This window comes from Streptomyces sp. NPDC006624 (assembly GCF_040611555.1).
GTDB lineage: Bacteria > Actinomycetota > Actinomycetes > Streptomycetales > Streptomycetaceae > Streptomyces.
Window position 1 is genome coordinate 399,341 of record NZ_JBEXOM010000004.1, and the last position, 13,663, is coordinate 413,003.

Below are 13,663 nucleotides of genomic sequence, written 5' to 3' on the forward strand. Positions count from 1 at the left end.
CCGCGTGGACGGGCGTATGCGACTCCAGACGCCCGCATTCGGGCATGGGGAAGGGGCCGGTTCCGACGGGGGATTCGGAACCGGCCCCTTCGTCAGGGGGTGAAGTGGATACCGGAGCCGGTCACTTCGCGGGGCGGCGGTACGCCTTCACGACGCTGGCGTAGCTGTTCTTGGCGTGGCCCTGGGCGATGATGCCCTCCATCAGCGCCTCGGAGTACTTGGGCAGTTCGGTGTCGACGCCGAGCGCCTCGCTCTCCTCGACGAGGTGCTTGAGCGCGCCCAGGTGCGTCTCCAGGGTGGCGTCGTTGGCCGGGAACTTCTCGTCCCCGGCGTCGATCTGTGCGGCGTAGTCGGCCGTGAAGATCTTGATGGCGTCGAGCCACATGTGCGCCCACGGCAGGAACTCCTGCGCCTTGACGCCGCCGGTCTCCACGATGGCGACGCCGTGCAGGAAGCTGTTGAGGGCGCCCCACATCAGGCCGAGCAGCGACACGTCGAACAGGGCGGGCTTGCCGTGGTCGGTGCCGAGGTAGGTGGTGCCGCCGCCCAGGAGCTTCAGGACGGGCTCGTGGGCCTCGAAGACGGCCTGGTCGCCGGCGTAGAACAGGACCGAGGTCTCGGCGCCGATGCCGGGCGGGGTGATCATGATGGCGCCGTCCAGGTACTGCGCGCCGTTCTTCTGCGCCCACTCGGCGGTCTGCCGGGCCTGCTCGGAGGAGCCGGTGGTCAGGTTGACGACGGTCTTGCCGCGCAGGGCGTCCCCGAGCGAGCCGATCACGTCGTGCACCACGTCGTACGTCGACACGCACACGACCACCAGGTCGCTCGCGGCGACGGCGTCGGCGGGGGTCGCGGCGAGGACCGCGCCGTCCGCGACGAGGCCCTGCGCCTTGTCCGCCGACCGGTTCCACACGGTGGTGGCGTGGCCCGCCTTCAGGAAGGCGGCGGCCAGGGCCTGCCCCATCAGGCCGAGGCCGAGCACCGACACCGAGGTGTGGTTGTCACCCATGAATCAGTTCCTCCAGTACGAAGTGGTGGTGAACGCACCGGCGCACGAGGGGCGCGTCGGTGAAGACGAGGGGGCCGGGCGCCGGCTCAGAGGAAGACGGTGCCGGGCTCCAGGCCGACCAGGACGCGGCCCTGCAGTTCGAGGTTGACGTCGGGGTTGGCCAGGGCGTGCAGCGAGAAGCCCTGGATGTCGCGGTGGAAGCGCTGCAGGTGGACGTCGCGCCGGATGACGGAGCCGCCGCTCGCCTCGAACAGGATCTGCACGGCCTCCCTGGCGAGCCGGGCGGCGAAGCCGGTCTGGCCCCGCACGATCGCCTTCTCGGCGTCGGTGGGCTGCTCTCCGGCGTCGGCGCGCTCCTGGAGGAGGGTGAGCCAGCGCGTCGACAGGGCCTCGGCGGCGTCGATCTTGTTGGCAGCGGTGGCGACCTGGATCTGGGTGAGCGGGTGCAGCTTCTGGTCGGTCCAGTCCGTGTAGGTGATGCCCCGGCCGGGGAGGCGCTCCAGGAACAGCTCGTAGGCGCCGCGCGCGATGCCGATGAACACGGCGGCGCACTCGGCCATGACGAAGCTGAGCAGGCCGTAGTTGCGGCCGGTGGCGCCGGTGTTGGAGCGGTCGCCGGTCGCGCTGACCATGACCTCCTCGAACGACACGGCGTGGTGGGCCGGCACGAAGACGTCCTCGGCGACGACGGTGGCACTGCCGGTGGCGGCGCCGGCCGAGACGTCCCAGTCGTCGACGATCTTCAGGTCGTCCATGGGGACGAGGGCCATGATCTCGCCCTCGGTGCCGTCCGGATTGCGGACCATGGCGGCGGTGAAGTCCCAGTCGGCGCCCTTGCAGCCGGTGTTGAACTTCCAGGTGCCGTTGAGGAGGTAGCCGCCCTCGGTGGGCACGGCGACGCCGGTCGGCGCGAAGGCGCTGGAGATCTTGACGGAGCCGGACGCGAAGACCTCTTCCTGGGCCTTGTCGGGGTAGAGCGTCGCCGTCCAGGTGCTCGTCACCCACACCATGGTCACCCAGGCGGCGGCCGGGCAGCCGCGGCCGATCTCGGTGATGACCCGGGCCTGGTCGGCGAGCGGCAGGTCGAGCCCGCCGAAGCGGCGCGGCACGGCCATGCGGAACACCCCGGCCTTCTCCAGGAGTTCGATGCTCTCGTCCAGCAGCCAGCCGCGGTCCTCGGCGGCGCGGCCGTTCTCGCGCAGGGTCGGGACGATGCTGTCCACGGCTTCCAGTACGGCTGCCAGGTCGTCGTTCGTGGCCATGTCCGGCTCCTCGAGTGAGATTCCAACTGCCGGTCGAGAAGCGCGACAAACCGACGCTCTCCGGCAGTTCGAAACCTTACTGAAAGGCCCGGAGAAAAGAGTAAGGGCACACTCATCGCCCGGTCATCGCCCCCACACCGACCTCCGTGGAAACGCGATTCGGCGCTCGATTACCGCGCAATGACCGGACACTGACCGGGAAATGATCGGGCGATGCCCGCAAGGGCTCGTGTGGGAACATCCCCACATGACTCTTTCATGGCCCGAACTCGTACTCACCGCGGCCGAGGACACCACCTCGGCACTCGAGAAGGGAGCCGATCAGGACTGGCGCGGAAAGGCGGGTGAGCTGGACTGGAGCTGCCGTGAAACCCTTTCGCACATCGCGCTCGGGGTGGTGGGGTACGCGGGTCTGCTCATCGCCCGCCCCACCGACCGCTACATCACGCTGTTCTCCTCGATCGACGGGCACGCCCCGGTGCCGGCCGCCCTGGAGGGCATCCGGATCGCCGGCACGCTGCTCGCCGGCACCGTGCGCGACACCCCGCCGGAGGTCCGCGCCTGGCACCCGTACGGGCACTCCGACGCGGCCGGCTTCGCCGCCATGGGCGTGCTCGAACTCGTCGTCCACGGGCGGGACATCGCCCAGGCCGTAGGCGTGGAGTACACGCCCTCGGACGCCCTGGCGGCGCCCGCGGTCGAGCGGCTCTTCCCCGACGCGCCGGCCGGCCACTCCCCCTCCGAGACCCTGCTGTGGTGCACGGGACGCACCGCGCTGCCGGGGCTGCCGCGCCGCGGCGCCTGGCGCTGGGACGGCCGGGTGCGCCCGGCGTAGGGCTCACCCGCTCACCCGATCACGTGCCGCCGGGCGACTCGCACGAGTCGCCCGGCGGCACTGTCATGTCGGCCCCGCCCGCGGGGAGACCACGCCATTACCGCAGCGTGGCCGGAACGTTGAACCCGCCCGAATAGTGTCGGCCACGAAATGCACGAGCCGCACGAGCACCCGCACTGCCCGTGCACGCACCGGCATGGAGCGTTCTTTTCTCCTGGACGTTCCCCTCAAACGTTTCCCCAGCCAAGAAGGCAGGTCGATTTCCGCCATGTCCGAGATCGTCGCGGAACTGGAAAACCACACCGCCCGCTATGTCGAGGCCGTCAACTCCGGCGACTACGAGACGGTCGAGAAGTTCTACACCGCCGACGCCGTGGCCGTCTGGGAACCGGGCAAGCCGCTCAGCGGCGACGAACGCCGCCGGTACCAGCGGGAATTCCTGGAGGCCGGACCGCGCATGGCGGCGAAGCCCCGCCAGGTGTTCGTGACCGGCGAGACCGCGCTGATGATCGTCGACTGGACGATCGACCTCCCCGGCGCCGACGGCACCACCGAGCACCTGTCCGGGGTCGGGGTGGACGTGCTGACCCGGGGCGAGGACGGCGTGTGGCGCTACGCCATCGACGACCCGTACGGCCAGGAGAGCTGACCGGCGGGCACGAGGGGGCACGCAGGACCGAAAGCACCTTGGCACATGAGTGAGACGCCGGCTCCGCACGGCGGGCCAGCACCGAGTACACGGGGGACACACAGCACCATGCACACCACCGGACCCATCGGCGGGCGGCGGCCGACGCGCCGCACCCTGCTCAAGGCGGCGGGAGCGGCCGCCGTGGCGGTACCCGCCCTCGCCCCGGCCGCCTCGGCCGCCACGGCCGTCGGCGCCGACATCAGGGCGGACTGGGACGTCATCGTCATCGGCGCGGGCTTCGCCGGCATCACCGCCGCCCGGGAGCTGCGCGCCCGGGGCAAGCGGGTGCTGGTCCTGGAGGCCCGCGACCGCATCGGCGGCCGCACCTGGACCGACACCTACGGCGGTCAGCTGATCGAGCGCGGCGGGACCTGGGTCGAGCCGACCCAGCCCTACCTCGGCGCCGAACTCACGCGCTACAACCTGGCGCTGGAGGAGGACGAGCCGATCTCGACGACGTGGCTGCCGACGCCGGACGGCCCGCGGCAGTTCACGCCGGAGGACGGGTTCGGCCGGATGGGCACCATCTTCGAGCGCATGTTCGACGGCTCGCGGACGTACTTCGAGAAGCCGTTCCAGCCGCTGTACCGGGCCGACCTGCTGCAGAGCCTGGACAAGCTGTCGCTGCGCGACCGTCTGACGCAGCTCGCCCTCACGCCCGCGGAGGAACTGCTGGTCAACGGGCAGACGGCGGTCTACGCGGGAGGCGCGAGCACGGCCGGCGCCTTCACGATGTTCGCCCACTGGTGGGCCCTGGCCGGCCACACCAACGCGGGCTGGAACGACACCATGCGCTGGCGCATCGCCAAGGGCACCAAGGCGCTGCTGCAGGCGATGATCGACGAGGCCAAGCCGACGATCAAGCTCAGCTCGCCGGTCGCCTCGGTGAGCGAGTCCGGATCGCTGGTGTACGTCACCACCACCTCCGGCACCCGGTACAACGCCGCGGCGGTCGTCGTGGCGATGCCGGTCAACGCCCTGAACACGGTGAAGTTCAGCCCGTCCCTGCCCGCGTCGCTCACCACCGCGACCAGTCAGGGCGTCGCCGTGTCGAACGCGGTCAAGCTGTGGATCCACGCCCGCAAGGGAGCGGGCCGGGTCTACGGGCAGGGCGCCGAGGGCGGCTCACCGATCCCCATGCTGCTGCCGTTCAAGGAGACGTCCGAGGGCATGCTCTACGTCGCCTTCAGCACCGATCCCACGTTCGACCCGACCAGTGTCGCCCAGGTGAAGAAGGCCGTGCAGCAGCTGGGCGCCACCCTGGACGTCATCGGCGTCAAGGTGCACGACTGGGGCCGCGACCCCTACGCGCGCGGCGGCTGGGCGTTCCGCAAGCCGCGTCAGCTCACCACGCTCTACCCGGAGGTCACCTTCACCAGCGGGCGGCTCTCCTTCGCCAGCGGCGACATAGCCAACGGCTGGAGCGGCTACATCGACGGCGCCATCGAGTCCGGTCTGCGTGCCGCCCGGCAGGCAGCGGGCGAGGAATGACCCCCGGCACGTCACCCACCCACCCCCCGGAAGGGAAGAGCACACCCATGTCAGCCACGTCCTTCACCGTCCCCTTCGACCCGGAACGACCCGACCTCACGTCCGACACCGACATCCAGAACGAGATCTTCATCCAGGTCTTCAACTCGGGTGACGGCGAGCTGTTCAACCGCCTCTACCTCGACGACTCGATATCGAACTTCTCCGGCGAGCCCCTGACGGGCGCCGACCGGCTGGCGTTCTTCAAGGAGTTCCTGGCCTCGAAGCCGACCCTCAAGGCGAGCGTCACCCACTCGTACGTGGCCGGAGACGTGGCGCTGATCGGCGTCGAGTACTCCATCGACACCACCGGCCCGGACGGTGAGCCGGTCCGCCTGGAGGGCGTCTGCACCGACGTGCTGCGCAAGACCGCGGACGGCCGGTGGCTGATGGCCATCGACCGTCCGGTGGCCGCGACGGGTCTCGTCGCCGACTAGTGCCCCCGGGAGCCCCCCTGGTCCGCCAGGGGGGCTCCGCCGTGCCGGAACAACCGCCACGGCCCCCGCCCTGCCGAGAAATGCCGAGGAGAGACAGTGACCGACCAGGAAGAGCTGGCGTCCGTGCTGGACGCCGTACGGGACGTCGTCCCCACGCTGCGCGCGAACGGCGCCGAGGCGGAGGAGCGGCGGTGGATCCCCGACGAGAACATCCGGCTGCTGGAGAAGGCGGGGGTGTTCCGCGCCGCGGTGCCCCGCGCCCACGGCGGGCTGGACCTCGGCGTGGCCGAGCAGTTCAAGGTCATCGCCGAGGTCGCGCGCGGCTGCCCGTCCACCGGCTGGCTGACCATGGTGTGGCTCACCAGCACCTGGTGCGCCTCCCTCTACCCCGACCGGGCGCAGCAGGAGGTGTTCGCCGGCGGCAGCGCCCGGGTCTCCATCGTCTTCGCGCCGACCGGCACCCTCTCCCCCGTCGACGGCGGCTACCGCCTGAACGGCAAGTGGGGCTACAACTCCGGTGTCCGGGGCGCCGACTGGGACCTGCTCGCCGCGATGGTGGAGCGCCCCGACGGGACCACCGAGGAACTCGTCGCGCTGGTCCCGGTCTCCGAGCTGGAGATCACCGACGACTGGCACGTCAGCTCGGGAGCGGCCACCGGCAGCTGCACGACCGGCGCCCGGGACGTGTTCGTGCCCGCGCACCGCGTGGTCTCCCTGGAGGAGGCCATGGTCAGCGCGACCGGCGACCGCTCCAACACCGGCGCCACCGGCCGCAACTACGGCCTGCTGGGCTACGTCCTGTCCGGCGTCGCGGCCGCGTTCACCGGCATCGCGCGCGGCGCCTGCGAGCTGTTCCTGGAGCGCCTCCCCGGCCGGGGCATCACCTACACCGACTGGACCGACCAGAAGCTGCACCCGCTCACCCAGATCCAGGTCGCCACCGCCGCCAACAAGATCGACGCCGCCGAGGCCCTCGCGGACCGCTGGCTGGAGGTGCTGCAGAGCGCCGCGGACGCCGGCGAGCAGCCCAGCGACGAGGACAAGGCCGTGATCCGCGGCCGGACGGCGTACGCGGCGCAGCTGTCCAAGGAGGCCGTGGAGCTGCTGTACGCGGCGAGCGGCGGCTCGGTCATCCGGCGCGAGGTCGCGCTGCAGCGGTTCCACCGCGACATCCAGGGCTTCTCGCTGCACGCCCTGGTCCAGCGCGACGCCAACCTGGAGGTCCAGGGCCGGGTCCTGCTCGGCATGGACCCGGGCACCTACTTCCTGTGACGGCCGGCCTCCCGCGACGGCGGGAGGCCGGGCCACGGCACGCACGACGGGGCGGCACCACCGGTCGAAGGTGGTGCCGCCCCGTCGCGTACGCCGGCGCCGGGCGGTGCTCAGGAGGCGGTGGCGGGCCTTCCGAACCGGCCGTTGACGAACAGCAGCTCCTCACCGGTCGTACCCTGACCCGCCGCCAGTACGGTGCCGATGAAGATGGTGTGGTCGCCGAACGCGTGCGACTCGGTCAGCTCGCACTCCAGCCACGCCACCGAGTCCTCGAGCAGCGGCGCGCCCGTGTGCTCGCCGGCGCGCCAGTCCACCCGCTCGAACTGGGCGGCGCCCAGCGTGCGGCTCTTGTCCGCGAAGTGCCGGGCGAGCGGCTCCTGGTGGGCGCCGAGTATGTTCACGGCGAAGCGGCCGGCCCCGGTGAGCGCGCCGTGCATGACCGCGCTGTGGCCGACGCTGCACAGCACCGACGGAGGGTCCAGGGAGACCGAGCTGAAGGCGTTCGCCGTCATGGCGTGCAGGTGCTCCCCGCCCACCGTGAGGACCGTGACACCGGTGGCGAAGCGGGACATCACCCCGCGCAACCGGTCCGGGCGTACCGGCTCGTGACCGGAACGCACGGCAGCGTGATCGAGTTCGGCGGACGCGGAATTCATGCCACTCTCCGATGGGGTCACGGGACACGTCAGTGCCGTCCGCACGCGGAGGGGCAGCCGGCTCGCTCAACGTAGCCGCGGCGTCTCGCGGTTCCTTCATGCCCGGGTAACCGGTCGGCCTCCTGCGGCGGGGCGTGGCCGATGACCTTTCAGTGACCGGATGTTTACCCGCCCATCGGACCCTGAGGACATGACTGAGACCTCCGCCGCGGCCGCGGAACGCGAACTCGCCGAGCCCTATCTGCGCCAGGTACTCGACACCGCGGGACTGGCGGTGGAATACGTGCGCGCCGAGGCGAACACCCTGTACGTACGCGACGAGGACGGCGACGAGTTCCCGGTCGTGGACTTCGCCGGCGGGTACGGCTCGGTGCTGCTCGGCCACCACCACCCCGAGATCACCGCGTACGCCCGTCAGCTGCTCGCCGAACATACACCGGTCCACGCCCAGTTCTCGCGCCACCCGTACGCCAACCGGCTCGCCGCCGAACTGAACCGCATCATCGCGCGTGAGCTCTCCGACGACGAGCCTTATTACGCCATTTTCGGCAACAGTGGCGCGGAAGCGGTGGAAGCCGCCGTCAAACACGCCGAACTGGACCGGGGCATACGGGTCTCCGAGCTGCTCGGCGCCGTCGACTCCGGGCTCGCGGCGGCGCGCGCCGCCGTGGCGGACGGGTCGGCCACCGTCCACGGTGAGGCGGCGGCCCGGCTCGGGATCGCCCCGACCGCCGACGACAACGATGCGGTCCGCCTGCTGGCGGCGGAGATCAGGCGCCGCAACGAGGAGACCGCCTCGGCCCCGCCGCTGTTCCTCGCCCTGGAGGGCGGCTTCCACGGCAAGCTCGCCGGCAGTGTGCAGCTGACCCACAACGAGAACTACCGGCTGCCCTTCAAGTCCCTCGGCGCGCAGGCCCGGTTCGTCCCCCACGACAGCCCCGAGGACCTGCACGCCCTCTACGCCCGCGAGCGCCGGGTCCTGCTCGGACTGAGCACGGAGAACGGCAGGATCACGGTGACGGAGCACGAGTTCCCGGTGTTCTGCGCGTTCCTCGTCGAGCCCGTCCAGGGCGAGGGCGGCATCCGCGTGCTGTCCCGCGAGTTCGCCCGGGACATCCAGGAGTTCTGCGCCCGGATCGACTGCCCCGTCGTCGTCGACGAGATCCAGAGCGGCATGGGCCGCACCGGCGCGCTGCTCGCCAGTTCCCGGATCGGCCTGCGCGGTGACTACTACACCCTCGCCAAGACGCTCGGCGGCGGCATCGCGAAGGCGGCCGTGATGCTGGTGCGCGAGAAGCGCTACCGCCGGGACTTCGAGATCGTGCACAGCTCGACCTTCGCCAAGGACAGCTTCTCCTGCCACATCGCGCTGAAGGTCCTCGAACTGCTGGAGCGGGACGGCGGCGCCGCCTACCGGCGGGCCGAGGAGCGCGGTGCGGCGCTGCGCGCGAAACTCGACGCGCTGCGCGCGGAGTTCCCGGACGTGGTGGCGGACGTGCGCGGACACGGGCTGATGCAGGGACTGGAGTTCCACGACCAGTCCGAGGCGTCGTCGCCGGAGCTGCGCGAGATCGCGGGCAGCGGCCTGTTCGGCTACTTCCTGGCGGGCCACCTGCTGCGCCGGCACCGGGTACGGACCTTCCCGACGGCCAGCGCGGTCAACACGTTGCGCTTTGAACCCTCGATCTTCGTCACGGACGCCGAACTGGGTCAGCTGTACGCCGGACTGCACGACGTGTGCACACTGTTGCGCAAGCAGGCCGGCGACGAACTCACCGCCGTCGGCCGCTGATCCACCCCTGGTGGGTCCGCCGCCACCCCCCACCGGCGGGCCCCCAGCGTATTCCGGCCGCGCGCCGGCCATGACCGGGCCGGTGCGCCGGCCGGAGCAGTACGGGAACGGAGCGCGACGGCGACCTGCCTGCGCGCGCCCCACCGGTCCCGGGGAACCACAGCACGCCGGAGCAAGCGGAGCGGGGGAGTTCATGCAGTTCCGATTACTGGGGCCGCTGGAAGTCGAGCATGCGGGAGGGCCGCCGGGCGGCCTGGTGGACCTCGGGGGGCACAGGCAGCGCGCCGTGCTGGCGTATCTCCTGCTGCAGGCGAACCAGGTGGTGTCCACCAGCCAGTTGCTGGCGGCCCTGTGGGCCGACGACGACGCGCCGATGACCGCGCGCAAGATACTGCAGAACGCCGTCTGGAAGCTGCGCGGTGTGCTGTCCCGGCCGCCGCGCGGCGAGCACAGCCCGGAGCTGCTGACCCGTGCGCCCGGCTATCTGCTGCGCGTGCCCCAGCAGCGGGTCGACCTGCTCGACTACGAGCAGCGGGTGGTGACCGGCCGGGCCGCGCTGGCGGCGGGCGAGGTGGACAGCGCCCGCCGCTCCCTCGGTGAGGCGCTGGCGCTGTGGCGCGGGCCGGTCCTCTCCGACCTGGTGGAGGAGGGCATCTGCTGGCCGGAGCTGACGGCCCTGCAGAACCGTCGCCTGGACGTCATGGAGGATCACTTCGAGGCCGCCCTCGCCTGCGGCCGGCACCAGCTCGTCCTGCCCGAGCTGGAGAGCCTGGTGGCCGCGGAGCCGCTGCGGGAACGCGCCTCGGGGCAGCTCATGGTGGCCCTGTACCGGTGCGGGCGGCAGGCCGAGGCGCTGGCGGTGTTCGGCCGGGTGCGTACCGCGCTCGTGGAGGGCCTCGGGCTGGAACCGGGGCGCGAACTGCACCGGCTCCAGCAGGCGATCCTCACCCAGGACCCGGCGCTGGAGGCGCCGCGCGCGGCGGGCACCCGGGAGACGGCGCGCCTCGCCCCCGCGCCCGGTGCGGCGCGCTTCCCGCACCCCGCCGCCACCCCGCCACCGCCTTCGGCACCCACGACGGCGCCCGCGGGACCGGCGGCGCACGGAGCCTCGGCAGTGCGGGGTGCGGCGGCACCGCACGGCGCGTCGGCAGTGCGCGGTGCGTCGGCAGTGCACGGAGCGTCGGCGCTGCACGGTGCGTCGGCAGTGCGCGGTGCGTCGGCGGCGTGCGGGCCGTCGGCAGCGGGCGGAGGCTCGGCAGCAGGGAGCGTCTCGGCACCGTACGGCGAGCCAGCCGCGCACGGGGCATCGGCACCGCACGGGGTTCCGGCGGCGCACGACGAGCCGGCAGCGTACGGCGCCTCGGCAACAGGCGGCGCCTCGGCACCGTACGGCGACCCGGCGGCGCATGGCGCGTCGGCAGCGGACGGAGGCTCGGCACCGTACGGCGAACCAGCGGCGCACGGGGTATCCGCACCGCACGGCGCCTCGGCACCGCACGGGGTTCCGGCGGCGCACGGCGCGTCGGCAGCAGGCGGCGCGCTGAGCGCGTCCGGCGCCTGGGCAGCGCACGGGGACTCGGCACCGTACGGCGGCCCGGCGGCTCACGGAGACTCGGCACCACACGGCGAGCGGGCGGCACACGGCGCGTCGGCACCGCACGGAGACTGGGCACCGCACGGCGAGCGGGCGGCGCACGGGGCATCGGCACCGCACGGCGCCTCGGCAACAGGCGGCGTGCTGAGCGCGTGCGGCGCCGCGGCCGCACCCGGCCCGGCACCGGTCCCGGGCCGACCGATGCCACGCCCCGCCCGGGAGGCACACACCGCCCCGGCCGCAATCACCGCATCGGCCGTGCACACCACACCGGCTGCGCACACCACACCGGCCGCGCACACCGAGCCGGCAGCCCCGACCACGCCCGCCGCGCACACCGAGCCGGCAGCGCACGGGGCGCCGACCGCGCCCGGCCCGCTCACCGGCACGACCGCACCGGCCGTATCCGCCCCGCACCCCGGACCGACCACCCCCACCCCGCCCACCCCGCGAACCGAGTGGACAGCGCCCACCCCGCCCACCCCGCCGGCGGAGTGGAGCGCTCCCACCCCACCCGCCCCGCACCCCGGTCCCTCCGCGCCCACCCGGCACACCACGGGCAGCGCCTCCCCCGCGCCCGCGAAGCGGGCCGCGTGCAGCGAACCGCCCGCTCGTCCCTCGCCGCCGACACCGTCCGTGCCGACCGCGCCCCGCGTGCCGACCGCACGACCCGCCGCGGGCTCCGCCCCCTCGCCCGGACGGCCGGAGTCCCGCACCGCCAGTGTGGTCATGTTCCGTTTCGGGCTCGGCGCGGAGCTGGGCCGGGTGCTGGCCGAGGACCGGGACCGGGTCCTCGACGCGCTGACCCAGGTCGCCCGGGAGAAGACGGAACTGCACGGCGGCCGGGTCACGGCCGTGCTCGGCTCGACCGTGCTCGCCGTGTTCGCCGACTGCACGGAACCCGCCGACAGCGCCGAGCGCGCGGTGCGCACCGCGTCCGCCGTCCGCGACAGTCTCAGTGTCCCCACCGGCACGCTCACTCCCCCGCAGGCCGCCGTACGCGGACTCACCGTGCACGCGGCCGTGGCCTCCGGGGAGGCCAGGGTGCCGCGTCTGCCGGCGGGTGACCCGCCGGCGCCCTGGAGCGGCGGCCGGCTGGTCGACACCTGCCGCTCGATGCTGGCCCATGTGCAGCCCGGTGAGATCCACGTCTGCGCGGAGACCCACCGCCGGGTCGAGCGGGCGGCGACGTTCCGGCGGGCCTGTGCGTCGGCCCTCGCCCCGTGGGAACTGCACGCGCTGCACGACGACGTCACCGATCTGCCGTCCGGTCGGGCGGGCGCGGGCCGTCACGTCAGCGAGCTGGAGCTGATGCGGCACACCCTGCTGCACACCCGGCAGCGCTCGGCGGCGCATCTGATCACCCTCATCGAGGGGTCCGGCCGGGCCAGGACCCGTCTGCTGATGGAGTTCCAGCGGCGCGTCGAGGAGGACCGGGGCGACCGGGGCGGCCCGGTACGGGTCCTGGCCGGTACCGTCCCGCCGCCGGACGCCGGCTCGGCGCTGTCGGTGCCGGCGGAGATCCTGGCCGCCTACTGCGGCATCGGCCCCGGCAGCCCCGAGGCCTACGCCGCGGACCGGCTGCGGGCCACACTGAACCGCCTCGGCGGTGAACCGGCCTGCGGGGAGGACCTGTACGCGCCGCTGGCCCGGCTGCTGTCGCCGCGGCGGGCGCAGTACGAGGCGGAGCGGCCCGGCGAGCTGCTGCGGGCGTGGGCGGCGTTCCTGGCCCGGGCGGCGCGCGCGCAGCCCCTGGTGCTCATCTGGGACGACCTCCAGTACGCCGACGAGCCCTTGCTGGAGATGGTGGAGCGGCTGACGCAGACCCATGCGGGCGTGCCGCTGCTCGTCGTCGTCGGCGCGGACTCCCGGCTGCCGGGCCGGCGTCCGGGCTGGGCCACCGCGCACCCGCGCACGGTGACCCTGAGCCTCAGCCCGGAGACGGACGACGCCCTGGACCGCTTACTGGAGTCGTTGCTTCCGCCGGTCCGGGAGTCCGAGGTCGCCTGAGCGCGTCCCGCCCGTGCCGGTGAGACGTATGGCACGGGCGAGGGCGCCCAGGGCCCGGGTGGCGTCCGAGGACCCGTCGGGCAGGACGTCCGCGGCCGATTCGATCAGCAGGGACCCCGCCAGGGCCGCCCAGGGGGCCGCCGCGCCCGCGCGCGCCGGGCCGGGACCCCCTTCCTCGGCGAGCACCCGCCGCGCCCACCCGGTCATCCGGGTCCGGTCCGCCCCGGTGACGCCCGGCACGGCCCGGAGGCCGGCGCGGAAGCGGGCCAGTATCTCCCCGGCGTGCTCGGCGAGCAGCGCGTCGTGGCGTGACGTGGTGTGCAGTGACGCGGTGTGCCGTGACGCGGGGTTCCCGGGCGGCCGGGCGAGGCGCTCGGAGTCGTCCGGGCGCGCCGGTCCGGCGTCCCGGGGACGGCCCGCCCGGCTCAGCCCTTCATGCAGGGCCGCGGCGAACCGCGTGCCGACGAAGACCGCCAGCGGGGTGTCCATGTCGGCGGGGGCCGAAGCCCGCCCGGGCCGAGGGGACGCGTGGGCGGGACGGTGGGTCTGCGGGGATGCGATGTCCATGCGGACAG

11 protein-coding genes are annotated in these 13,663 nt (G+C 73.1%); 7 read left to right on the forward strand and 4 right to left on the reverse strand.

The features are described 5' to 3' along the window. Nucleotides 1–121: 121 nt before the first annotated feature. Complete coding sequence (locus ABZY20_RS10500) at nucleotides 122–1,009, reverse strand: NAD(P)-binding domain-containing protein (RefSeq protein WP_356439482.1); 888 nt, start codon at nucleotides 1,007–1,009, stop codon at nucleotides 122–124. Nucleotides 1,010–1,095: 86 nt separating this feature from the next. Beyond that, nucleotides 1,096–2,271 (reverse strand): acyl-CoA dehydrogenase family protein, encoded by a 1,176-nt coding sequence (locus ABZY20_RS10505; protein WP_356439485.1) that lies wholly within the window; start codon nucleotides 2,269–2,271, stop codon nucleotides 1,096–1,098. Nucleotides 2,272–2,518: 247 nt separating this feature from the next. Here ABZY20_RS10505 and ABZY20_RS10510 point away from each other — a divergent pair, with 247 nt between their 5' ends. The 5 genes from ABZY20_RS10510 to ABZY20_RS10530 all read left to right on the forward strand — a co-directional run bounded on the left by ABZY20_RS10510 (nucleotide 2,519) and on the right by ABZY20_RS10530 (nucleotide 7,036). After that, complete coding sequence (locus ABZY20_RS10510; protein ID WP_356439488.1) at nucleotides 2,519–3,106, forward strand: maleylpyruvate isomerase N-terminal domain-containing protein; 588 nt, start codon at nucleotides 2,519–2,521, stop codon at nucleotides 3,104–3,106. Between the two features lie 268 nt (nucleotides 3,107–3,374). Next, nucleotides 3,375–3,755, forward strand: coding sequence for a nuclear transport factor 2 family protein (locus tag ABZY20_RS10515; protein WP_356439491.1), 381 nt, complete (start codon nucleotides 3,375–3,377; stop codon nucleotides 3,753–3,755). 108 nt (nucleotides 3,756–3,863) lie between these two features. Beyond that, nucleotides 3,864–5,288, forward strand: coding sequence for an NAD(P)/FAD-dependent oxidoreductase (locus ABZY20_RS10520; RefSeq protein ID WP_356439494.1), 1,425 nt, complete (start codon nucleotides 3,864–3,866; stop codon nucleotides 5,286–5,288). Between the two features lie 47 nt (nucleotides 5,289–5,335). Continuing rightward, nucleotides 5,336–5,764: a nuclear transport factor 2 family protein gene (locus tag ABZY20_RS10525; protein WP_356439497.1), complete on the forward strand. Its 429-nt coding sequence runs from the start codon at nucleotides 5,336–5,338 to the stop codon at nucleotides 5,762–5,764. Between the two features lie 96 nt (nucleotides 5,765–5,860). After that, nucleotides 5,861–7,036 (forward strand): acyl-CoA dehydrogenase family protein, encoded by a 1,176-nt coding sequence (locus tag ABZY20_RS10530; RefSeq protein WP_356439499.1) that lies wholly within the window; start codon nucleotides 5,861–5,863, stop codon nucleotides 7,034–7,036. 110 nt (nucleotides 7,037–7,146) lie between these two features. On the opposite strand, the gene ABZY20_RS10535 is transcribed toward ABZY20_RS10530, so the two are convergent. Next, on the reverse strand, nucleotides 7,147–7,692 hold the full coding sequence (locus ABZY20_RS10535; protein WP_356439502.1) for a flavin reductase family protein: 546 nt from the start codon (nucleotides 7,690–7,692) through the stop codon (nucleotides 7,147–7,149). 190 nt (nucleotides 7,693–7,882) lie between these two features. On the opposite strand from ABZY20_RS10535, the gene ABZY20_RS10540 reads away from it, so the two are divergent. Both ABZY20_RS10540 and ABZY20_RS10545 read left to right on the forward strand, forming a co-directional pair. Continuing rightward, complete coding sequence (locus ABZY20_RS10540) at nucleotides 7,883–9,484, forward strand: aminotransferase class III-fold pyridoxal phosphate-dependent enzyme (RefSeq protein WP_356439504.1); 1,602 nt, start codon at nucleotides 7,883–7,885, stop codon at nucleotides 9,482–9,484. A gap of 193 nt (nucleotides 9,485–9,677) precedes the next feature. Continuing rightward, nucleotides 9,678–13,088, forward strand: coding sequence for a BTAD domain-containing putative transcriptional regulator (locus tag ABZY20_RS10545; protein WP_356439507.1), 3,411 nt, complete (start codon nucleotides 9,678–9,680; stop codon nucleotides 13,086–13,088). Here ABZY20_RS10545 and ABZY20_RS10550 read toward each other — a convergent pair. After that, nucleotides 13,041–13,655, reverse strand: coding sequence for a hypothetical protein (locus ABZY20_RS10550; protein ID WP_356439509.1), 615 nt, complete (start codon nucleotides 13,653–13,655; stop codon nucleotides 13,041–13,043). The genes ABZY20_RS10545 and ABZY20_RS10550 overlap by 48 nt on opposite strands. Between the last annotated feature and the right edge of the window lie 8 nt (nucleotides 13,656–13,663).

Bases quoted from the DNA above. Each gene is read 5' to 3' on its own strand.
- ABZY20_RS10500 (WP_356439482.1), bottom strand. From the start codon at position 1,009: ATGGGTGACAACCACACCTCGGTGTCGGTGCTCGGCCTCGGCCTGATG.
- ABZY20_RS10505 (WP_356439485.1), bottom strand. From the start codon at position 2,271: ATGGCCACGAACGACGACCTGGCAGCCGTACTGGAAGCCGTGGACAGC.
- ABZY20_RS10510 (WP_356439488.1), top strand. From the start codon at position 2,519: ATGACTCTTTCATGGCCCGAACTCGTACTCACCGCGGCCGAGGACACC.
- ABZY20_RS10515 (WP_356439491.1), top strand. From the start codon at position 3,375: ATGTCCGAGATCGTCGCGGAACTGGAAAACCACACCGCCCGCTATGTC.
- ABZY20_RS10520 (WP_356439494.1), top strand. From the start codon at position 3,864: ATGCACACCACCGGACCCATCGGCGGGCGGCGGCCGACGCGCCGCACC.
- ABZY20_RS10525 (WP_356439497.1), top strand. From the start codon at position 5,336: ATGTCAGCCACGTCCTTCACCGTCCCCTTCGACCCGGAACGACCCGAC.
- ABZY20_RS10535 (WP_356439502.1), bottom strand. From the start codon at position 7,692: ATGAATTCCGCGTCCGCCGAACTCGATCACGCTGCCGTGCGTTCCGGT.
- ABZY20_RS10540 (WP_356439504.1), top strand. From the start codon at position 7,883: ATGACTGAGACCTCCGCCGCGGCCGCGGAACGCGAACTCGCCGAGCCC.
- ABZY20_RS10545 (WP_356439507.1), top strand. From the start codon at position 9,678: ATGCAGTTCCGATTACTGGGGCCGCTGGAAGTCGAGCATGCGGGAGGG.
- ABZY20_RS10550 (WP_356439509.1), bottom strand. From the start codon at position 13,655: ATGGACATCGCATCCCCGCAGACCCACCGTCCCGCCCACGCGTCCCCT.